Genomic DNA, 21,197 nt, shown 5'->3' on the forward strand with positions numbered 1-21,197 from the left:
TCTCTCTATCGCTTTGTTTTCCGCAATTCCGGACGGAAAACCGCTGCACACTTTTCCTTGAATTGCTTTAGTCGCCGCGCGACAGCCTGACGACCATTCCGTCGCCTTCGTCGGTCAGAAGCCAGATCGAGCCGTCGGGCGCAACGTTGACGTCGCGGATGCGACCGAAGGCGCCGTCGAGAATGCGCTCCTCGTCCAGGATGTTGCCCTTTGCGTCGCGGTCGAGGCGGCTCAAAAGCTCGAACTTCAGCGAGCCGATCAGCAGGTCGCCCTTCCATTCCGGGAACATGTCGCCCTGGTAGCTGGCGAGGCCTGAAGGCGCGATCGACGGATCCCAGTAATAGAGCGGCTGCTCGTAGCCCTTGGCCGAGGTGCCGACGCCGATCTTGGCGCCGGAATAGTCGCGGCCATAGGTGATGACTGGCCAGCCATAGTTCTTGCCGGCCTGAGGGCGGTTCAACTCGTCGCCGCCCTTGGCGCCATGCTCGACAGTGATGAGGCTGCCCAGAACGGGATCGAAGGTCGCTCCCTGCAGGTTGCGGTGGCCCTTCGACCAGATTTCGGCTGCCATGGCCTTGCCGTCGGGCGAGGGATTATCCTTGGGGATGGAGCCGTCGGTGTTGATGCGGATGACCGCGCCAGCATGGTCCTGCATGTCCTGGGCGCGATCGCCCTGGCCGCGGTCGCCGGTCGTGACGAACAATGTGTCGTCGTCATTGACGACGATGCGCGAGCCGAAATGGTGACTGGTGCCGCTCTTGCGGTTCATCGAGAATATGACCTTGACATCTTCGAGCCGCGCCTTGGCTCCGTCCCGGACCAGCTTGGCCCGGGCAAGCGCTGTGCCGGCGCCGCCGCGTCCCGGCTCGGAGAAGCTGACGAAGATCGTGCCAGACGTTGCGAAATCGCGGGCGACGGCAATGTCGAGCAGGCCGCCCTGGCCGCTTGCGGCAACCTCGGGCACACCCGACACGGGTTCGGACAAGCCGTTCTGCGACAGGATGCGGATCTGGCCCGAGCGCTCGGTGACGATTGCCTCGTTGCCGGCCAGAAAATCGAGGCCCCAAGGATGATCGAGCCCTCCGGCAATGACGTCGGCGCGCACGGTGACGGCTTCGGTGTTGAAGCTCTGGGTCTGGGCGAAGGCCGGCGAGGCGGCCAATGCGAAGATGAAAACGAAATGCGGTGTGTTGATGCTCATCTATCCGACATAGGTGCGTTGGCTGCTGCGGCAACCGCTACAGAGCATCAAAGCGCGACAGCTTCAATCACAAGCGGGTGAGGGGGCGCAGCGTCAGGTTGCGCTGCTGCAACGTCAGTGGTGGCCAACGCATTTTTTGACGTGAATTCTGCGACAGGGTTGCTATATTCAATGGAGATAGAGGTGAGACGGTTCCGTTAGCCGAGGCTGCCGGACCGTTTTCTTTTTTTGTGCCTCGCGGCAGCATAAGGCCGCGCGGCAAAGGCCAGGAGAGGTCGATTATGAACAAGGTTCCGATGACTGCGGGTGGTTTCGCTGCGCTGAAGGAAGAACTGCGCTGGCGCCAGCAGGAAGAGCGTCCGCGCATCATCGAAGCCATTGCCGAGGCACGTTCGCACGGCGACCTTTCGGAAAACGCCGAGTATCACTCGGCCAAGGAAGCGCAGAGCCTCAACGAAGGTCGCATCAACGAACTCGAGGACCTGATCGCGCGTGCCGAGGTGATCGACGTCAGCAAGCTCAATGGCGACAAGATCAAGTTCGGCGCCACCGTCGTGCTGCTCGACGAGGATACCGAAGAGGAAAAGACCTACCAGATCGTCGGCGACCAGGAAGCCGATGTGAAGTCGGGCCGCATCTCGATCTCTTCGCCCATAGCGCGCGCGCTGATCGGCAAGGAAGTGGGCGACGCCATCGAGGTCAACGCCCCGGGCGGCGCACGCGGCTATGAGATCGTCCAGGTCCAGTTCATCTGAGGCAACAGGTGGCATTGGCTGTGGCGATGCCGGATCAGACACGATGAACAAGGCAGGCAACCGCGCCGAAAACGCCGGCGCGGTCGACATGGCGCGCACCGAAGTGATCGCGCCCAATCTCAAGCACCGGCTTTCCGGCGTCACCAGCACCATCGTGCAACTGGTGCCGGTGCAGGCGCGCAACCTCGGCATTGCCGTGTTCGGGCCTGGTCTGCCCGACAGCCTGCCCAAGATGCGCTGGTGGCAACTGCCTTGGCTGCTCAGGCGGCCTGAGACCGGGCGGCCGCGCATCTGGCACGCCAGGCGCAACACAGAGATGGTGGCAGGGCTTGTCCTGCGCCACTTCTTTCGGGCGCAGATCAGGCTGGTGTTCACCTCGGCGGCACAGCGCGACCACAGGCCCTTCACCAAATGGCTGATCCGCCAGATGGATGGCGTGATCGCGACCAGCCTGATGTCAGGGCGTTTCCTCGAGGTGCCGCACAAGGTGGTGATGCACGGGGTCGACCTCGAAAAGTTCCACCCGCCGCGCGGGCCCGACGACGCCTTTGCAGCCGCGGGGTTGCCCGGCAAATATGCCATCGGCTGCTTCGGCAGGGTCAGGCATTCGAAGGGCACCGACCTGTTCGTCGATGCGATGATTGCGTTGCTGCCGCACTATCCCGAGTGGACGGCTGTCATCACCGGGCGCATCACGGCGGAGCACAAGGGTTTCGGCGACGAGCTAAGGCAGCGGATCGCGGCAGCCGGCTTGTCGGAACGGATCCTGCTGCTCGGCGAGGTGCCCGACGTTGCCGTGTGGTACCGGCGCGTCACACTCTATGTCGCGCCGTCGCGCAATGAAGGCTTCGGGCTGACGCCGCTCGAGGCGATGGCATCGCGCACGGCTGTCGTTGCCAGCGACGCCGGCTCCTATTCGGAGATCGTGACGCGAGGCGTGACCGGCGATTTTGTTGCCGCCAATGACGGAAATGCCTTGCGCGAGGCGATCAGGCCATATCTCGCCGATCCGGCTCTTGCCGAGGCTCATGGCGCTGCCGGGCATGAAGACGTCTCCACACGCTTCCGGCTCGAAAACGAGGCGGCCGGGTTGCGCGAGATCTATGACCAGGTGTGGGCGAAGGGCTGACAGGGGCCTGGAGCCGGCTTGCCGCATTGGCCCGAGTTTCTCCGCCGATTCTAATGTAACGCCCGCTTAAATGCTTTGAATTTCTCGTATTAAGTCAGTTTTGCTTTCCGGTTCTCCACCGGAAGCTGCAACAAGGCGATTAATGCGGAAAAACACTTGGGCGCCTGAAATAATGCTGAATTCTTGATCAAGGATGCTCTATATTGCACCGCAATGCGCCCCCGGCTTGCTGCCCGCCCTCGCTTGCCTTATGGCAACCGCGGGTCGGGGGCACGACTATGGTAGAGATCGTGCTTTGAAAATCTATTTCATCAATCTCGACCGGTCGCCAGGCCGGCTCGATTGGTTCATGGCGCAGGTCGCCGGCATGGACGTTGCAACAGTCCGTGTGCCGGCGGTCGACGCCAAACAGCTGCCCGAACGGGAGTTCGAGCGGCTGCGGTGCCTGTCCTCCGGCGTCAACTCGATGTCGCCCGCCGAGGTGGCCTGCCTGCTCAGCCACCGCAAGGCGTGGGCGCTGGTGGCCGAAGGCGATGACGACTGGGCTTTCGTCGCCGAAGACGACATCCATTTCTCCGCCGATGCCGCGAGCTTCCTGAAGTCCGACCGCTGGATTCCGGCGGGGGTGGATCTGGTCAGGGCTGAAACGGATCTGGCCCGGGCCGAATTGTCCCACAAGACCTGGGGCGAGCCTGCCGGACACGAACTGCGCAGGCTGAAATCGGCGCAACTGGGGTCGGCAGGCTACTTCGTGTCGAGGACTGCCGCGCGCCGCCTGCTCGGCTATACCGAGCGCCACTGCGAACCAGCCGACGTCATTCTTTATTCTCCGGAGCGTGGCATCCTTGATGAACTCGTGGTGCTGCAGCTGATGCCGGCGGCCTGCATTCAAGACATGTGGGCGCCGAACGCTACCGTCGGCGGCTCGCTGACGAGCCAGATTGCCCAGGACCGGCGCCAGTTTCACCGCAGCGATTCTCGTTCCGCAAGACGGCGAGGGATCGCGAAGCTCACGCATGAATTTTGGCGGGTCGGGCGCCAGCTGGCGAGTCCCTTCCGCATGGCGCTGCTGGCGACTGCCAGGCAGTCGGTGTTCAAGAAGGTGTCCATCGAATTGACGGTGCGATCTGACACGCAGCGCGCAGGGTAAGCGTACGCGGGAATGAAGATTTTTGTCATCAATCTGGACCGCGCACCGCAGCGCCTCGAGCGCATGGCGTCGCTGTTTGGCGAGCTGGGGCTCGACTTCACCAGGGTGTCGGCCGTCGACGGCCGGGACCTGGCTGGCCGACAGGCTCGCAAGGGCATGTATTACGACCTGGGCAGTGGCGAGATCGGCTGCTTTCTCAGCCATATCAAGTGCTGGGACGCTGCGACGAAGGCAGACGGCGAGTACACCGCGATCTTCGAGGATGACGTCCACTTCGGAGCCGGTGCACGAGAACTGCTTGTCGACACCAGTTGGATTCCAGCCGATGCCGACGTGGTGAAGCTTGAAACCACCTTGGTGCGGACGCTGGTCGACCGCGACAGTGCTGCCCGTGCCGGCGACCGCTCGGTACGGCGCTTGCGCGATACGCATCCGGGGACGGGCGCCTACATCGTGTCGCGCGAGGGGGCGCGCAAGCTGCTCGAACTGAGCGCGGATTTCGCCGATCCGGTCGACCAGTTCATGTTCAATCCGGTCTCCGTCGCCTGGAATGCGCTGACGATATATCAGGTCGACCCGGCGATCTGTGTCCAGGAGGTGGTCGTCGGCAAGGATGGTGCCGCCGATGCCTTGGCCAGCGGGCTGAAACACGAACGGCCGGTGCAGGAAAAAGCGCGCGGCACGGAAAAGCTGATGCGGGAGATTGCCAGACCGCTTGGGCGCCTTGCCGCGTCCGTCGGCGCAGGTCTTCGGGGGCAGCGATGGGGCAAGGTGCGGTTCCGCTGACCGGCGCCGGCCACTTGTTGAGGCAGGAATTGAACGACCATCCAATGAACATCTACCTGATCAATCTGGATCGCTCGCCCGATCGCCTGCAGCGTATGGCCACGATCTTCAGCGATCTCGGCCTCGACTTCACAAGGATGCCGGCTGTCGACGGAGCGAAGCTGATTGCCGAGGGCAAACTGCACCGACCTGAGCGGGCAGGGCTGATCTACCAGCTCGGACCTGGGGAAACAGGCTGCTTTCTCAGCCACCGGGCGTGCTGGGAGGCGATCGCCAACGCCGAGCAGAACCATGGGGCGGTCTTCGAGGACGACGTCCATTTCGGATCCGGCCTCGCCGAATTGCTGAGCAACGATGCCTGGATTCCTGGCGATGCCGACGTGGTGAAGCTGGAGACCACCAGGGTGCATGCCCTCCTCGACAGAACGGGCAACAAGCTTGCCCTGGGACGTTCTCTCAAGAGGCTTCGGTCAACACATACTGGTGCAAGCGGCTACATCTTGTCGAAGTCGGCCGCTCGGAAGCTCATTGCTTTGAGTGAGGATTTTGTCGATCCGGTCGATCAATTCATGTTCAATCCGGCTTGTACGGCTTGGGCTGATCTTACGATCTACCAGTTGACGCCAGCAATCTGCATTCAGGATATGCTGGTTGGAGCAGGTAGCCAGGTTGTCGGTTTCCAAAGTACTCTCGAAGATGAGCGGCCCGAACTCAAGAGCCAAAAAGAGCGGCTGAGCAAGCCGCTAAGAGAAATCATGAGACCCTTACGGCAGGCGTGGATGTTCTTGAACTCGCGCTTGCGCGGCCTTGAGAGGATCAGGGTTCCTTTTTCCTGAGTTTTGTTTACCCCTGTGGCCGGCTACAGGCCATTTTTGCAGATACTGTATTTGGACGTTGGAAAATACGGGACTGAAACAGACGTTTTGGATTGAGGGATTGTGAAGATCGCCGCTTTAAAGGGAATAGAAAACGCCCTGAGAAATTGGAAGGTTGCGTTCATCCGGAAACTGGTTTCCGGCAAGCATGGCCGACGCGTTTCATCCGAGGTGCTTTTGACGAACGTCACCTCGGTCACTATGAAATTCGATGACCACTTCATGTCTTTTTCGCCACATGAGTACATCGGGAGAAGTATTTTTCTCTCGGGAGATTTTGATCGGCATCTCTCTGACGCATTGGTCGCCTTCCTATCTCGTCGAGGCTATTTGCCGAGCGGTGGGGCGACCGTGCTGGAGATAGGCGCGAACATCGGCACTCAGACGGTGTATTTTTGCCGGTCTGGCAAAGTGGCGAGGGTTATCGCCGTCGAGCCGGATCCGAGAAACTTGTCTTTGCTTCGGCGCAATGTTGCGGACAACGATCTTGAGCAACGTGTCACCATCATCCCCTGTGCGGTCGGAAACGATATCGCGACAGGCAATTTGCATCGCGCTGAAGGCAATTTCGGCGGCAGCAGTCTGTTTCCGCTGCCAAATTCTGAAGGCGAGGTGGCGGTCGCGATCAAGCCCATGGCGCAGGTGCTTGCAGAGGCTGATGTTCTTGCCGCCGACATCGATTTCGTGTGGATGGACATCGAAGGGGCGGAGCCCCTTGCCAGCCAATCGATGCACGAACTTTTCGAGCGTCGTGTGCCGGTCATGTTCGAGTACTCGCCTGGCGTCTATCCACCGGGAACCGCTCGTGAGTTCATAGCGCTTCTGTCGCGCTACTACGAAAAGTGCATGATCTTCGATGGACATAACCAAGCGGAGATGAAGGTCGTCGACCTTCCGATCAGCATCGCCCAAACAAACATCCTGCTGCTGCCATAACGCTTGGCAGGCAGGGCGAGGGTTGTGCCTAGATCGCCACTAGGCCGTCGTCCTTGACCTGCCTGATGGTCAGCGCCGTGCGCACCGTGTCGACGTTGGGGGAGGAGGTCAGTTCCTCGATGACGAAGCCCTGGAAGGTGCCGAGGTCGGGAGCGAGGCAGTGCAGCATGAAGTCGGATTCGCCCGAGACCATCCAGGCGCTGCGGACGATCGGCCAGTTGCGGGTGCGGTCGGCGAACGCCTTGAGGTCGACTTCCGACTGGCGGTTGAGGCCGACGAGGCAGAAGGCGACGACGTCCATGCCGAGCGCGGGCGCGTTGAGCAGGGCGCGGTAGCGCTGGATGATGCCTTCGTCTTCCAGCCGCTTGACGCGGCGCAGGCAGGGCGGCGCCGAGATACCGACGCGGCGCGACAATTCGACATTGGTCATGCGGCCGTCGTCCTGAAGCTCACGCAGAATCTTCCAGTCGATGGCGTCGAGGTCGGCCTTGATCGGCATATGTGCTCCGCGTTTGCGCAAGAATCTTGCGCAATGACGTAATAAAACTACTCGAAGCCCTTGGGAAGCCCATGGCCGGTGAAACGCCGCAGACGGAACAATTGCACCGTTAGTTGCGCAGCTTTCGGGGGAGTAACATCTTGCCGCCTTGCGCGGGGTGTGGGTGAACACCTAGATTAGGGACGATCCGCAGCCCGTTTTGACGGCTGCTGCATTTTCCATCGACCACGAAGGCCCTTCGATGACCGCCAAACATGCGCCAGTTCTCATCATCGGTTCCGGACCTGCCGGATACACGGCCGCGATCTATGCGGCGCGTGCCATGCTGAAACCGGTGCTCGTCGCCGGCATCCAGCAGGGCGGCCAGCTGATGATCACCACCGAGGTCGAAAACTATCCCGGCTTCGCCGAGCCGATCCAGGGCCCGTGGCTGATGGAGCAGATGCGCCTGCAGGCCGAGCATGTCGGCACCGAGATGATCAACGACATCATCACCGAGGTCGATCTCGACGTTAGGCCGTTCCGCGCCAAGGGCGATTCCGGAACCATCTACACCGCCGACGCGCTGATCATCGCCACCGGTGCTCAGGCCAAGTGGCTGGGCCTGCCTTCCGAGCAGGTGTTCCAGGGTTTTGGCGTTTCGGCTTGCGCCACTTGCGACGGCTTCTTCTATCGCGGCAAGGACGTGGTGGTCGTCGGCGGCGGCAATTCGGCGGTCGAAGAGGCGCTCTATCTCTCCAATCTGGCCAAGACGGTGACCGTCGTTCATCGCCGCGACCATTTCCGCGCCGAGCGCATCCTGCAGGAACGGCTGTTTGCCAAGGCCAACATCAAGGTGATCTGGGACTCGGCAGTCGAGGAGATTGTCGGTGCGCCGGCGCAGAAGCCGCTGCCGCCGTCGGTCAACGGCGTGAGGCTGAAGAATGTGCATACCGGCGCCATCACCGAAATGACTACGGACGGCGTGTTCGTGGCGATCGGCCATGCACCGGCGGTCGAGCTGTTCGTCGGCAAGCTCAAGCAGAAGCCGAACGGCTATCTCTGGACCGAGCCGAATTCGACGCGGACCAACGTTGCGGGCGTGTTCGCCGCCGGCGACGTGACCGACGACATCTATCGCCAGGCGGTGACGGCGGCAGGTCTTGGCTGCATGGCAGCGCTTGAAGCCGAGAAGTATCTGGCGGGAGTTGAAGTGCATCGCGAAGCGGCCGAATAGGCCGACCAAACGCCTTATAAACGAGGGGAAAAATGGCGTTGGATTGGGATAAGTTGCGCGTGTTCCACGCAGCGGCGGAGGCTGGCTCTTTCACGCACGCGGCGGAGACGCTGAGGCTGTCGCAGTCGGCGATTTCGCGTCAGGTGAGCGCGCTCGAACACGACATCGGCGTGCCCCTGTTTCACCGGCATGCGCGCGGTCTGGTGCTGACCGAGCAGGGCGAGATGCTGTTCCGCACGGCGCATGACGTCTTGATGAAGCTCGAGACGATCAAGACGCGGCTGACCGAAACCAAGGACCGGCCGTCTGGTGTGCTCAAGGTGACGACGACCGTCGGCCTCGGCGCCGGCTGGCTGACCGAGCGCATCCAGGAGTTTCTCGAGCTCTATCCCGATATCCAGATCCAGCTGATCCTCGCCAATGAGGAGCTGGACCTGACCATGCGCCAGGCCGATTGCGCAATCCGCCTGCGTCAGCCGCAGCAGCCGGACCTGATACAGCGCCGGCTATTCACGGTGCATTTCCACCTTTATGCGTCGCCGGCCTACGTCAACAAATACGGCAAGCCGACATCCATCGCCGACCTCAAGAACCACCGTATCGTTACCTTCGGCGTGCCGGTGCCGACGCATCTGAGCGAGCTCAACTGGCTGGAAACCGTCGGCGACTTCGAGGGCGGCCAGCGTGTGCCGACGCTGCAGATCAATGACATCCTGTCGATCAAGAAGGCGGTGCAGACGGGTGCCGGCATCGCCATGCTGCCCGACTATGTCATCGGCAAGGATGCCGGACTGGTGCAACTCCTGCCCGAAACCGAGGTGCCGTCCTTCGACACCTATTTCGCCTATCCCGACGCCATGCGCGAGCAGGCCAAGCTGCACGTCTTCCGCGACTTCGTCATCGCCAAGGCCAGGAGCTGGGCCTACTAGGCTCCCACTCCGATCACGCCCGCTGCGAAAAGCCCTCGTTTCGGCGAGGGCAGGCTTTCCCACGCGTGGACGCAGGCGCGCCCCGACAATCGGTTTCCGTTCCAAGCGACAATGCGGCTGCGTTGATCGGCCTGTTCCCGGCTACCTGGCGCCTGTGCGTGGACCGGGCAGGCTGTACCGCTCGACAACCCGAGCGGACGAAGGTGTTCACATTAATATGCAGGTAAATACCTGCATGACTTGACATGCAGGTATTTGCCTGCATATCTATAGCGGTCAGTGAGTGAGGACGATGGACGCCGACGACATATTCAAGGCCTTGAGCGACCCGACCCGCAGGAAGCTGCTCGATCTTCTCTTCGAAAAGAACGGACAGTCGCTGGGTGAGTTGTGTGCAAACCTCGATATGGCTCGGCAATCGGCCACCCAGCATCTCGGAATACTGGAGGCGGCCAACCTGGTCACATCGGTTCGGCGCGGCCGCGAGAAGCTGCATTTCATCAACCCCGTTCCGATCCACGAGGTTTACGAGCGGTGGGTGCGCAAGTTCGAGGTCCAGCGGCTCAGCCTGCTGCATGACCTGAAGAAAGAACTCGAAGGAGAATAACAATGACCAGCCAGGAAAAGACGAGCTTCGTCTACGTGACCTACATCGTCTCGACACCGGACAAGGTGTTCGAGGCAATCACCAAGCCGGATGTCGCAAGGCGCTACTGGGGCCACGAAAACATTTCCGACTGGAATCCGGGTTCGACGTGGGAGCACGTCCAGGCCCATGGCGAGCGGGCCGTCAAGGTTGTCGGCAAGGTCGTCGAGACCGTTCCGTCGAGCCGCCTCGTCATGACCTGGGCAGACCCGTCCGAGGCTGCAAATCCTGCAAGCTACAGTCGGGTGACGTTCGACATCGATGAATACGACACCATGGTTCGGCTGACCGTTACCCATGACGAACTCGAAGCCGGTAGTGGCATGGCGAAAGGAATCAGCAAGGGCTGGCCGATCGTTCTGTCCAGCCTGAAATCCTTCCTCGAAACGGGACGTCCCCTCGACGTTTTCGCCAAGCCAAAAACGGCATGATCGGCTGCCCGCATCCCGGAGAACCCCAATGACGACCAAGCTTTATGCCGGCGGCTGCGCCTGTGGTGCTGTCCGCTACGAGACGAAAAACGAGCCGATCTTCCAGAACCACTGCCAGTGCCTGGATTGCCAGAAGCGTAGCGGCACCGGGCATGGCTCGTACCTGACCTTTGCCCGGCGCGCCGAGATGGCGATGACGGGCGAAGCAAAGCATTGGCGGGTCGTGGCCGACAGCGGCAAGGACAAGATTCATGGCTTCTGCCCTGAGTGCGGAACGCCTGTGTTCGTGACCTTCGCCGCAGCGCCGGAAGCGATCGCGATCCATGCCGGCAGCCTGGATGATCCGGGCCAGTTCCAGCCTCAGGTGCTGACCTACAGTGCCCGAGGCCACGCCTGGGACAGGATCGATCCCGATCTCGTGGCCTTCGCGGGCATGCCGAGCGGCTGAACCTTCGCCTGCCGACATCGTTCCCGGCTGGCCGATCTTGTTCCGGCCTAGGCTCCACGCCAGGGCGTGAGCCGGGGCATCCAGCCGGGAACGTTTTGGCGGTAAGCTTCGTAGTCGGCACCGTATTGCCGCAGCAGAACCGGCTCTTCATAGATCCGGACGAAGGTCGCCATCACAGCGCCCATGATGACGGCATAGGCGGCAAGCTGCCAGGATGCAAAGATCAGCGCCTGGCCGAGGATGATCGACAGCACCGCGACATACATCGGGTTGCGCACGTGGCGGTAGACGCCGCCGACCACCAGCCTGTCCGTCGGCGCGATCGGGGCAGGGGTGCCGAGCCCTTCCAGCGCGAAACGGGCGAAGGCGTGCAGCAGCACGCCGAGGCCGACAGCGACCAGCGCGGCGCCCAGGATGGCGAGTGGCCACGACGCCACCGGCAGGCCATAGCGCCCGCTCGCGAGCCACGGCACGAGGCCGGCGACGACACCAGGTGCCGTGATGAAGAAGATGGCGCTGCCGAGGATGGCGGACGGTTTGCGCGAGGCCTGCACTCCTCTTGATCTCTCAGGTCGAAAATTCCGCATGTTGCCTATTGGCTTGGCTTTCGCCGCAACAATGAGCGTGCCGTGCCCGATTTGCCAGCATCTCCCGGCACGGGGCATTTCAGGTCATCCTTGGCGTCGCCACGGCTGTTTGTTGTGCGTTGCAGCATGCTCAGGCTGCGATTTTCGGGGCGAAAACTGGTCCTATCGGGCTTCTAACGTCGTTAGACCACAGCCTGTATGTTTTTGCATGCGTGCATTGCAAAATAGATGCTTGTTTGTTGGGCAAGGAGAGCACATATATTGTTCATCTCCAGGGCGCGTTCCTCCTCCCATTAGCGCCCTTGAGTGTTCCCCTCTGGAGGTTAGCCTTAATCGGCACTTCCAAACAAACTCAGCCGGATCTTCTTGGATCCGGCTTTTTTGTTGCCTGAAACAGGCCAAACCTCCCGCGTAACAGTGACATGTAACCCCCGGTAACATTCCCCGTACCCCGGGACGCGCCTAGTTTTTACATGGACGCGGTGATGGTGCGTCGGGAGATGGGGGCATCACCCGTGCGCGCCAGGTTCAGGCAACGCGCCGCGTCCAGCAGATTGCCGACGACCCAAGACGTTGGCCACGTAGCGGCGGACCTGCCGTCCCGCCTCCCGCGGAACGGTCCGCAAAAAGCGGTGTCCGAGGATATCCTCGGGCGCCGCTTTTGTTTTGTCGGCGGCCGGTCAAGGCTGGGCGACATTGCTGCGAATCCATATTTTGCCAGGCGCGGCCAGATGGATCATTTGGGGGGACATTCATGAGCATGACAGATGCGGCCAAGGGCGCGAGCAAGGCGGGTGTGGCCAAGGCCAAGGTCTTTTGTGGCGGCTGCCTGTGCGGCGCAGTCCGCTTCGAGGCGACCGGACCGGCCGGGAAGCCGCATACATGCTCGTGCCGCATGTGGCAGCGCCACACAGGTTCGCTGACCGCTTCATGGGTCGAATTTCCAAGCGACCGCGTGACGTGGACCGGGCCGGGCGGCGCGCCATCGGTCTATCGCTCGTCCGACTATTCCAGTCGCGCCTTCTGCCCGGCCTGCGGCAGCTCATTCGGCGCTATCGACGACGCGCCCGTGGTCGCACTGCTGCTCGGCGTGTTCGACAAGCCCGGCGCGATTGAGCTCATGCCGAAGAGCCACTCGTTCAAGGGTGGTCGGCTAAAATGGTGGCATGTCGAGGCGAAAGCGGAATAGGGCACCGCGCGCACAAACTGGCGCGCGGACACCTCCCAAGTTCACTGCATGATCCCTCTCGACAATCGCTTCGATTTTTCGAGGGCATGCAGGTGGGATCACATGTAAAGCTTGGCGGGATCCTTGCCTGCGTAGAGCTGACCTATTTCGGCGGCATAGCCGTTGAACAGCTGTGTCGGCACCTGTTCGCCGGTGCCGAGCACGCGCTCCTTGGCCTGGCTCCAGCGCGGGTGCGGGACCTCGGGATTCACGTTCGCCCAGAAACCGTATTCGCTCGGCTGGATCGCTTCCCACAGGCCCACCGGTTGTTCGGCGACGAAGTCGATCTTGCGGATCGACTTGATCGACTTGAAGCCGTATTTCCACGGCAGGACGAGCCGTATCGGCGCGCCAAACTGCTTGGCCAGCGGCTTGTCATAGGCGCCGGTGACGAGGAAAGGCAGGTCGAGCGCCGCTTCCTCGATGGTGACGCCTTCGACATAGGGCCAGGGATAGACGAAGTCGTTCTGGCCGGGCGCCATGGACGGATCGAGGAAGGTCTCGAAGCGGATGAATTTTGCATCCGTCTTGGGGCTCGCCATGGCGACAAGCGCCTTCAGCGGGAAGCCGCTCCACGGGATGGTCATCGACCAGGCCTCGACGCAGCGGTGGCGGTAGAGCCGCGTCTCGAGCGGGAATTTGCGGATCAGGTCGTCGATGGCAAGCGTCATCGGCTTGTCGACAAGGCCGCCGATCTGGATGTCCCACGGCCGCGTCTTGAGCTGCTGGGCGTTGGCCGCGATTTCCTTGTAGGTGCCGTATTCGTAGAAGTTGTTGTAGTTGGCGTTGATCGCTTCGGGCGTCAGCGCACGGTCGAGCTTGTAGGTGGCATTCGGCTTGGCCGGATAGAGATCGGCGGTCGGATCGGCCTCCTCGGCGCGCGCCTTGCGGGGCAGGGCTGCGGCCGCGAGCCCAAGCCCCATGCCGGCCAGAATGCTGCGGCGGTTGAGGAAGATGTGCTCGGGTGTCGCCAGCGCTTCCGGAATTGCCCAGGACGGTCGGCGGTGAATGAATGCCATGCTTGCTCTCCAATAGGCTGGCCGCAAGGTCGCCCCTGCGGACGGCGAAATCAACGCTGTCACGTTCACATACGCGTGGAAACGTCGTCGCGTTACAGCGCCGTCCCGGATGGGAGATCAACAGAGCGTGAGGAGAGCTGCCGGACGACCCGCGTGGACCGCCCGGCTGCTGATCTCACGCGGCCTTGCCGCCCGACTGCATCGCTTCGTCGGCGAGGCGGCCGGTGAGTTCGGCCATGTGGTCGAATTCGGCGCGGTAGGTGGCGGCACCGGCGGTGGCTGAGCGCAGCTCGATGATCAGGTCGCCGATCTCCGATTGCGGCATCGTCGCCTCGACGACATCCCAGCCGGGCCAATCGGTGCGGGCGTCGTAGCCGAGGATCTGGCCGCGGCGCTGCGGCACCAGTGCGATGATGCGCGCCGTGGCATCGGAGGGGGTGAAGATCTCGACCTTCATGACCGGTTCGAGCAGCACCGGCGAGCAACTCGGCATACCCTCCTTCATCGCGATCTTCGCCGCCATCTGGAACGCCATGTCGGAGGAATCGACCGAGTGAAACGAACCGTCAGACAGGTTGATGGCGATGTCGACGACGGGGAAGCCGAGCGGGCCGGTCTTGAGGAAGTCGCGCGCGCCTGCTTCGACCGACTGGATGTATTGCTTGGGCACGACGCCGCCTGTGATGGTGTCGGTGAACTCGAAACCCGAGCCGCGCGGCAGCGGCTTGATCTCGATGACGACATCACCGAACTGGCCGTGACCGCCCGATTGCTTCTTGTGGCGGCCGCGCTGCTGGACCGATTTGCGAATGGTCTCGCGATAGGGCACCGCTGGCGCGTGACCCTCGACGGCGATCTGATTGCGGCCTTCGAGCCGCTCGCGCACCACCCTCAGATGCATCTCGCCATGGCCGGATAGAACAGTTTCCGCCGAGTCCTGGTTGTGGTGCAAGGTGAGCGAGGGATCTTCCTCGGCCAGGCGCTGGATCGCCGCCGACATCTTGACCTCGTCCTTGCGCTCCTTGGGGCGCAGCGCAAAGGCATAGACCGGCTTGGGCGGCTCCAGTTTGACCAGCGGCTTGATGCCTCCCTTGGCCGTGGTCAGCGTCTGGCCGGTCGCGGCATGTTCGAGCTTGCCGAGCGCGACGGTGTCGCCGGCGCCGGCGCCCGACTGCTTGGACTGGTCCTTGCCGAGCAAGCGGTAAATGCCCGAGACCTTCGAGGTGTCGGTGGCGTTGAGCCAGAGCTCCGTACCATCGGCGACCTGGCCGGACAGGATGCGCGACACCGACAGCTTGCCGGCGTGGGAGGTGTGGATGGTCTTCATGACCTGGACGACCGCAGCGCTGCCGTCGGATATGCCGAGGCGCTTGCGCGTTGCCTCGATGTCGGGGGCGTCGTGGCGGATCGCTTTGAGCAGGCGCAGCGCGCCATTGCCCTTTTCGGCCGAGCCGATCAGCACCGGCGTGACCGCGCCGTCGCGCAGGTCGGCGGCAAGGTCATCGAAGATTTCATCTTTGGGCGGCTCGATCTCCTCGAGCAACTGCTCCATCAACTGGTCGTCATGGTCGGCGAGGGTTTCCAGCATGGCGAAGCGGGCTTCGAGTTCGCGCGCCTTGTCGTCGCTTGGGATGTCGGCGATCTCGCTCTCGGCATATTCGCGGTAGATGTAGGCGCGCTCCAACGCGAGGTCGATCGAACCGACGACGACGCCGTCCTTGCGCAGCGGGATCTGACGCAGGAGCAGCGGCGTGCGGCTGACCGGCTGCAGCAGCTTCAGCGTGTCGCGGACGCCGGCGGCTGCCTTGTCGATCTTATTGAGGAACAGGATACGCGGCACGCCGAGATCGTCGAGCTTGCGCATGATCAACTGCAAGGCTGGGATCTTCTTCTCGTCGGGCTCGGCGACGACGACGGCGAGGTCGCAGGCGGCAAGGATGGGCTCGGCCTCGAAGGCGAACTCGACCGAGCCGGGGCAGTCGACGAAGGTGATGGCCTCGCCCATGAACTGGGTGGTGGCGAAGACCGCCTCGACGCTCATGGCATGCGCCTTGGCCTCGGCCGAGTGGTCGGAGACCGTGTTGCCGGAGGCGACCGGGTGCTGCTTGGAAATGGCGCCCGAGCGGGCGAGAAGGGCTTCGAGAAGTGTGGTTTTACCGCTGGCGAAGGGACCGACGATGGCGATGCACTTCGGTCCCGTGCGTCTTCCTCCGGCGCGACTACCCATGAGAGCTGACCTCCACTCAGGCATTTTTCCCTGAATGCGGCGGCCGGCCTGTGCGGCCGTCGCGGGCAAATTCGTCTGAGAACTTCCTCCCCGTTGGCGACATCGTCACACGGCTTTGAAGGCAGGGCAAGAGCCTTGCAAGGCAAGGGTTGATGCGGCGGCAGCAGAAAAGCCAGCTATTCCAAAAGCGCCATCAGATGTCGCGTCCGGCGGGCAGCGTGAAGCGGCCCGCCACTCAATATTACGTTGGGGAACCATGACGACATCAAGTCGCGCCCATCTGGAGGAACGCAGTCCAATGTCTCGTGAACTCGACCATCTCAGCCGTCTCGTCGTCAGTGGACGGATGTCGCGCCGCGACTTTCTCGGCCGTGCCGCAGCCCTTGGAGTCATGGGCCTTTCGGCCAACACGCTGCTGGCCGGTGCCGCACAAGCGCAAGCGCCGGTCAAGGGCGGCGTGCTCAAGGCCGGCATGGTCGGCGGTGCCGCCACCGACAGCCTCGACCCGGCGACATGGGCGAGCCAGGTGCCCTACACGCTTGGCCGCAGCTGGGGCGAGCAGATGCTGGAAGTGTCGCCGGCGGGCGAGATCGAGCCGCGCCTGGCCGAAAGCTACGAAGCCTCCGACGACGCCAAGACCTGGCATTTCAAGATCCGCAAGGGCGTGACCTTCCACAATGGCAAGGAGCTTACGCCTGATGACGTGATGGCGACGCTGGAGCGCCATGCCGACGCCAATTCGAAATCGGCGGCACTTGCCTTCGTCAGCCAGTTCGAAAGCATGAAGGTCGACGGCGACTATGTCGTCATCCAGCTCAAGGAGGCCAATGCCGACCTGCCTTACGTGGTCAGCGACTATCACCTCATGATTCAGCCAAATGGCGGCAAGGACAATCCGACCGAAGGCATCGGCACCGGCCCCTACAAGGTGATGGTCAACGAGCCGGGCGTGCGCCATGTCGGCGAGTTGAGCAAGAACTACTGGGGTTCCGACAAGCGCGGCCATGCCGACCAGATCGAGATCGTTGTGATCAACGACGCGACAGCGCGCACTGCCGCACTTCAGGGCGGCCAGGTCGATCTGATCAACCGGGTCGAACCGAAGATCGTCGACCTGATCAAGCGCGTGCCGGGCGTAGAGATCCGCAACGTGCCGGGCAAGGGCCACTACGTCTTCATCGCTCATTGCAACACCGCACCCTTCGACAACAACGATCTGAGGCTGGCGCTGAAATATGCCGTCGACCGCGAGGAGATGGTCAAGAAGGTGCTGAGCGGCTACGGCTTGATCGGCAACGACATGCCGGTGACCAAGGCCTATGCGATGTTCTCCGACGACATCGAGCAGCGCGCCTACGATCCTGACAAGGCGGCGTTCCACTACAAGAGGTCGGGTCATAGCGGCCCGGTGCTGCTGCGGACCTCCGACGTCGCCTTCCCAGGTGCTGTCGATGCCGCCCAGCTCTACCAGCAGAGTGCGGCCAAGGCCGGCATAACGCTCGAGGTCAAGCGCGAGCCGGGCGACGGCTACTGGTCGGAAGTGTGGAACAAGCAGCCCTTCTCGATGTCCTACTGGACCGGCAGGCCGACGCAGGACCAGGTCTATTCCATCGCCTATCTGTCCAAGGCCGAGTGGAATGACACCCGCTTCTTCCGCGACGATTTCGACAAGCTGATCCTGTCGGCGCGCGGCGAGCTCGACCAGGCCAGGCGCAAGGACCTCTACCGTCAGGCAGCCGTGATCCTGCGCGACGAGGGCGGCGTCATCGTGCCGATGTTCAACAACTACATCGACGCGACCGGCACCAAGGTCGGCGGCTGGGTCGACGATCCCAATGGCGAGCTGATGGGCGGCCATGCGCTGACCAAATGCTGGGTGAATGCATAGGCGAGGGCGCTTCGCCTGCTCCGGTAACGCTGGAGCAGGCGTTGTCTGCTGTTTGGACTGCGCAGTTTCTCTGGACGACGCGCCCAACCTGCTTGCGGTTGGGTGGGCGCACGCTTCGAACGTTGCTTCGATCACCGGCAAGGCTTGGCTTTTGCCAGGGCGCATGAGTTGTGCCAGGGCCTCACGCCGCTTGACCTGATGCGGCGGACATCGGAAGGAGGCGGCAGCAAAGACCGAGAACGAGCCGATTTCCCGATGACCGCCGTGCGTTCGCCGATTGCCGCCGTCATCGCGCTCGGCATCACCCAGATCGTCGGATACGGCACGCTCTACTACAGCTTTTCCATTCTTGCCCACGACATGGCCAAGGACTTGTCGTGGCCGGTCGAGTGGCTATTCGGCGCGCTGTCGGCGGCACTGCTCGTCGGCGGACTGACCGCGCCCTGGCTTGGCAACTGGATTGACCGCTATGGCGCCGGCCGCATCATGACGGCCGGTTCGGCTGTCGCGGCCGCAGCACTGGTCGCCTGTGCGGCAGCTCCTGAAGCGATCAGTTTCGTCATCGCGCTGGTGGCGATCCAGGTCGCCTCGAACCTCGTCCAGTATGGCGCGGCCTTTGCGCTGCTCGTCCAGATATCGCCTCGCGACGCCCAGCGCAACATCACCTATCTGACGCTCATCGCCGGCTTCGCCTCGACTGCCTTCTGGCCAATCACCACGGCACTGCACGCGCAGATGTCTTGGCAGGCGGTCTATCTCGTCTTCGCCGTCCTCAACCTGGTCGTTTGCCTGCCGCTGCATGCCTGGCTGTCGTTTCGGCGGACGGGGCAAGGCCAGATTGCCACCGAGCCGCACCAACATGTCGAGGGTTCGCTTGCCGCTGCCGTGCGTCCGCTCGGTTTCGCCCTGATGGTGATTGCGCTCTCGGTACAGAACCTGGTGAGCGCGGCAATTTTGGTCCACATGGTGCCGCTGCTCTCAGGCCTTGGGCTCGGCGCCACGGCTGCTGTCGTCAGCACGCTGTTCGGACCCGCCCAGGTGCTCAGCCGCTTCATCAACATGGTGGCCGGCATCAACCTCGCGCCACTGACACTCGCGATCATCTCGGCTGTGCTGATGACCGCTGGCGTGGGCGTGTTGCTGGCAACCGCTCCGTCGATAGCGGGTGCAATGACCTTCGCCGTCATCTTCGGCATGGGCAATGGTCTGTTCAGCATCGTCACCGGCGCGCTGCCGCTGGCGCTGTTCGGCAGCGACGGCTACGGCCGGCTGCAGGGCCGCGCCATGTCGGCCCGGCTGATCGTCTCTGCCGTCGCCCCCTTCGCGCTGGCCTTCGCCATGGCCACCATCGGCATTTCCTGGGCGCTGTCCTTTACCATCCTGCTCGGCTTGGTCGCGCTGGCGATCTTCGTCGCCATCGGCCGCCTGGCCGCGCGCTCGCCCTGGTAGCTCGTCGCGCACCAAGGCCGATGCCGAAGGATCAGGCAGTGTGCCACGCCTGCAACTGGGCCAACGACGCGGTGGCGCCGCCGCAGGCGATCATCAGTACGCGGTTGTAGCGCGAGAGCGCATCCATATGGCTGTAGGCGAGAGCAAGCGTTGCGCCGCAGGCCGGTTCGACCAGTACCCGGTGATCGTCGAGGAAGCGCAGGCAGGCCTCGACGGCAGCATGGTCGCTGACCACGACGCTGTCGACGGACTGGGTCTGCGTCACTTCGAAGGCGCGCTCGCTGACAATGCGGGCGCCGAGTGAGGTGGCGATGCTGGTAATGGCCGGCAACTGCACCCGCTGGCCGGCCTCCATGGCGACAGCAAGCGAGGCAGCGCCCTCTGTTTCGACCGCGATGATCGGGATATGCGCGAGGCTGTTGCGGGCCAGGCCCTCGACAATGCCCGACATCAACCCGCCGCCGCCGACCGACAGGGCAACCGCGTCGAAGGACAAACCTTCCGCGACGACCTCGTCGATCATCGTCGCGTGGCCGGTCCAGAGCAGCGGGTCGTCGAAGGGGTGGATGAAGGCCGTGTCGGCATCGAGCGCCGACATGGCGCGTTCGTTGGCCTCTTGCCATGACGCGCCATGGACGATGACCTCCGCGCCCTCCTGGCGGATCAGCGCCTTGGCCAATTCCGTTGCCGTTTCCGGGACAAAGACCGACACCGGCATGCCAAGCCGGCGGCCGGCGTAAGCGACCGCGATGCCGGCATTGCCGCCGGAGGACGAGACGAAGCGGCGCTTGCCCGCCTTGGCATGATGTTCGCAGGCAGCACCTATGCCGCGAATCTTGAACGAGCCCGGTGGCTGCAGCGCATCCATCTTCAGCCAGATCGAGCGCCCGGCGGCGAGGCTCAGCGGCCGGGATTCGAGCAGCGGCGTGTTGATGTGCAGGGGCATGGAGTGGCGACCTCGGGGAAAGATGTCTGGTGCTTATGAGCCAAGTCCAGGACCTGCGCCAGAAAGCAGGTGCGGGAAATGACCAAGCCAGTGCCCTCAGCGCGCCGGCACGCCGCTAGGGCGCCAGGCCGGTCGCTGCCGGCGGCATCGGGAATGCCCGCAGCAGCTTGGCCATGGCCGACATGTCCCCGGTGATCCTGGCATCGCCCGCCTTCAGCGCCGCCTCGACGGAGACGCCGCCGAACAGAATGCTGTCGAGAACGCTTGAGGTGCCGGAGAACATGGCTTGCGCTGACTTCAAGGCCTCGTCGCCGAACTGGATGTCGAAGCCTTCAGCTGTGCCGGAGACGACAGCCGTGCCGTCGGGCATGTCGAGGCTAATGCAGAAGCCGCCGTCGTCTTGTGGTCTGTACATCGCCCGCATGGCCAGCAGCAACCCGGCCCGGCTGATCGGCAGGCCCTGTTCCAGGAACGGCGAACGGGCGGCCCATTTGCCCAGAGTGACGATGGTGTCCTCGAGCTCGCTGCCCCACTCGGTCAGTTCATAGATCCAGGACGCGGCAGGCGGCGGCAGCTTGCGCCGGCGCACGATGCCTGTTGCCTCCAGCGCTTCCAGGCGCTGGGTCAGCACGTTGGGGCTGATGGTGCGCAGGTCGGTGCGCAGGTCGGTGAAACGCTTGGGCCCGAAGAGCAACTCGCGGACGACAAGCAGCGCCCAGCGCTCACCGATCAGGTCAAGCGCATGCGCCGTCGCACAGCCGTCGTCGTAGCTTCTGCTCTTTTCAGTTCTCATTAAAAACCAAGTAGTTGCTTTTTAGGAGTAGTTAGTTCACACATATCCACATTGTCACG

Annotated in this window: 21 protein-coding genes; 14 read left to right on the forward strand and 7 right to left on the reverse strand. The window is 62.9% G+C overall.

The features are described from left to right. Positions 1-67 precede the first annotated feature (67 nt). Positions 68-1,201: a PQQ-dependent sugar dehydrogenase gene (locus H5P29_RS12840; RefSeq protein ID WP_154384813.1), complete on the reverse strand. Its 1,134-nt coding sequence runs from the start codon at positions 1,199-1,201 to the stop codon at positions 68-70. A 281-nt stretch (positions 1,202-1,482) separates the two neighbouring features. On the opposite strand from H5P29_RS12840, the gene greA reads away from it, so the two are divergent. From greA to H5P29_RS12870, 6 genes are all read left to right on the forward strand, one after another. Continuing rightward, positions 1,483-1,956, forward strand: coding sequence for a transcription elongation factor GreA (gene greA / locus H5P29_RS12845; protein ID WP_115731214.1), 474 nt, complete (start codon positions 1,483-1,485; stop codon positions 1,954-1,956). 43 nt (positions 1,957-1,999) lie between these two features. Then, on the forward strand, positions 2,000-3,085 hold the full coding sequence (locus tag H5P29_RS12850) for a glycosyltransferase family 4 protein (RefSeq protein ID WP_371818634.1): 1,086 nt from the start codon (positions 2,000-2,002) through the stop codon (positions 3,083-3,085). 295 nt (positions 3,086-3,380) lie between these two features. Next, positions 3,381-4,235, forward strand: coding sequence for a glycosyltransferase family 25 protein (locus H5P29_RS12855; RefSeq protein WP_185910350.1), 855 nt, complete (start codon positions 3,381-3,383; stop codon positions 4,233-4,235). A 12-nt stretch (positions 4,236-4,247) separates the two neighbouring features. Next, positions 4,248-5,021 carry a glycosyltransferase family 25 protein gene (locus tag H5P29_RS12860; protein WP_067959657.1) on the forward strand — a complete coding sequence of 258 codons (774 nt, stop codon included), beginning with the start codon at positions 4,248-4,250 and terminating at the stop codon, positions 5,019-5,021. A 44-nt stretch (positions 5,022-5,065) separates the two neighbouring features. Then, the gene (locus H5P29_RS12865) at positions 5,066-5,857 is read left to right on the forward strand and encodes a glycosyltransferase family 25 protein (protein ID WP_182573288.1); all 792 of its coding nucleotides are present in this window, start codon (positions 5,066-5,068) and stop codon (positions 5,855-5,857) included. 102 nt (positions 5,858-5,959) lie between these two features. Next, positions 5,960-6,832: an FkbM family methyltransferase gene (locus H5P29_RS12870; protein ID WP_154384816.1), complete on the forward strand. Its 873-nt coding sequence runs from the start codon at positions 5,960-5,962 to the stop codon at positions 6,830-6,832. Positions 6,833-6,860: 28 nt separating this feature from the next. Here H5P29_RS12870 and H5P29_RS12875 read toward each other — a convergent pair whose 3' ends face one another. Then, positions 6,861-7,331 (reverse strand): Lrp/AsnC family transcriptional regulator, encoded by a 471-nt coding sequence (locus H5P29_RS12875; protein ID WP_067959664.1) that lies wholly within the window; start codon positions 7,329-7,331, stop codon positions 6,861-6,863. 241 nt (positions 7,332-7,572) lie between these two features. Here H5P29_RS12875 and trxB point away from each other — a divergent pair, with 241 nt between their 5' ends. The 5 genes from trxB to H5P29_RS12900 all read left to right on the forward strand — a co-directional run bounded on the left by trxB (position 7,573) and on the right by H5P29_RS12900 (position 11,001). After that, positions 7,573-8,547 (forward strand): thioredoxin-disulfide reductase, encoded by a 975-nt coding sequence (trxB, locus tag H5P29_RS12880; protein WP_154384817.1) that lies wholly within the window; start codon positions 7,573-7,575, stop codon positions 8,545-8,547. A 32-nt stretch (positions 8,548-8,579) separates the two neighbouring features. Then, a complete protein-coding gene (locus tag H5P29_RS12885; RefSeq protein ID WP_067959672.1) occupies positions 8,580-9,476 on the forward strand; it encodes a LysR family transcriptional regulator in 897 nt (298 codons plus the stop codon). Between the two features lie 292 nt (positions 9,477-9,768). After that, entirely contained in the window at positions 9,769-10,083 is a 315-nt protein-coding gene (locus tag H5P29_RS12890; protein ID WP_067959677.1) for a helix-turn-helix transcriptional regulator, read from the forward strand. A gap of 2 nt (positions 10,084-10,085) precedes the next feature. Further along, positions 10,086-10,553: an SRPBCC family protein gene (locus tag H5P29_RS12895; protein ID WP_154384818.1), complete on the forward strand. Its 468-nt coding sequence runs from the start codon at positions 10,086-10,088 to the stop codon at positions 10,551-10,553. Between the two features lie 28 nt (positions 10,554-10,581). After that, a complete protein-coding gene (locus tag H5P29_RS12900; RefSeq protein ID WP_154384819.1) occupies positions 10,582-11,001 on the forward strand; it encodes a GFA family protein in 420 nt (139 codons plus the stop codon). A 47-nt stretch (positions 11,002-11,048) separates the two neighbouring features. Here H5P29_RS12900 and H5P29_RS12905 read toward each other — a convergent pair whose 3' ends face one another. After that, positions 11,049-11,588: an isoprenylcysteine carboxylmethyltransferase family protein gene (locus tag H5P29_RS12905; protein ID WP_154384820.1), complete on the reverse strand. Its 540-nt coding sequence runs from the start codon at positions 11,586-11,588 to the stop codon at positions 11,049-11,051. 754 nt (positions 11,589-12,342) lie between these two features. Here H5P29_RS12905 and H5P29_RS12910 point away from each other — a divergent pair. After that, complete coding sequence (locus H5P29_RS12910) at positions 12,343-12,777, forward strand: GFA family protein (protein ID WP_246670737.1); 435 nt, start codon at positions 12,343-12,345, stop codon at positions 12,775-12,777. A 98-nt stretch (positions 12,778-12,875) separates the two neighbouring features. Here the strand turns inward: H5P29_RS12910 and msrP are convergent, their stop codons facing one another. Together msrP and H5P29_RS12920 are read right to left on the reverse strand one after the other, a co-directional pair. Continuing rightward, positions 12,876-13,835 (reverse strand): protein-methionine-sulfoxide reductase catalytic subunit MsrP, encoded by a 960-nt coding sequence (msrP, locus tag H5P29_RS12915; RefSeq protein WP_067959687.1) that lies wholly within the window; start codon positions 13,833-13,835, stop codon positions 12,876-12,878. 175 nt (positions 13,836-14,010) lie between these two features. After that, positions 14,011-16,062: an elongation factor G gene (locus H5P29_RS12920; RefSeq protein ID WP_154384821.1), complete on the reverse strand. Its 2,052-nt coding sequence runs from the start codon at positions 16,060-16,062 to the stop codon at positions 14,011-14,013. A 298-nt stretch (positions 16,063-16,360) separates the two neighbouring features. Between H5P29_RS12920 and H5P29_RS12925 the strand changes: the two genes are divergently transcribed. Both H5P29_RS12925 and arsK read left to right on the forward strand, forming a co-directional pair. Next, positions 16,361-17,950 carry an ABC transporter substrate-binding protein gene (locus H5P29_RS12925; RefSeq protein ID WP_182573285.1) on the forward strand — a complete coding sequence of 530 codons (1,590 nt, stop codon included), beginning with the start codon at positions 16,361-16,363 and terminating at the stop codon, positions 17,948-17,950. A gap of 255 nt (positions 17,951-18,205) precedes the next feature. Beyond that, entirely contained in the window at positions 18,206-19,399 is a 1,194-nt protein-coding gene (gene arsK, locus H5P29_RS12930; protein ID WP_154384822.1) for an arsenite efflux MFS transporter ArsK, read from the forward strand. Between the two features lie 31 nt (positions 19,400-19,430). On the opposite strand, the gene H5P29_RS12935 is transcribed toward arsK, so the two are convergent. Together H5P29_RS12935 and H5P29_RS12940 are read right to left on the reverse strand one after the other, a co-directional pair. Then, a complete protein-coding gene (locus H5P29_RS12935) occupies positions 19,431-20,345 on the reverse strand; it encodes a pyridoxal-phosphate dependent enzyme (RefSeq protein WP_154384823.1) in 915 nt (304 codons plus the stop codon). 115 nt (positions 20,346-20,460) lie between these two features. Continuing rightward, positions 20,461-21,138, reverse strand: a complete 678-nt coding sequence (locus H5P29_RS12940) for a helix-turn-helix domain-containing protein (RefSeq protein ID WP_154384824.1) — start codon at positions 21,136-21,138, stop codon at positions 20,461-20,463. Positions 21,139-21,197 lie beyond the last annotated feature (59 nt).

The organism is Aminobacter sp. MDW-2 (assembly GCF_014250155.1).
Taxonomy (GTDB): domain Bacteria; phylum Pseudomonadota; class Alphaproteobacteria; order Rhizobiales; family Rhizobiaceae; genus Aminobacter; species Aminobacter ciceronei.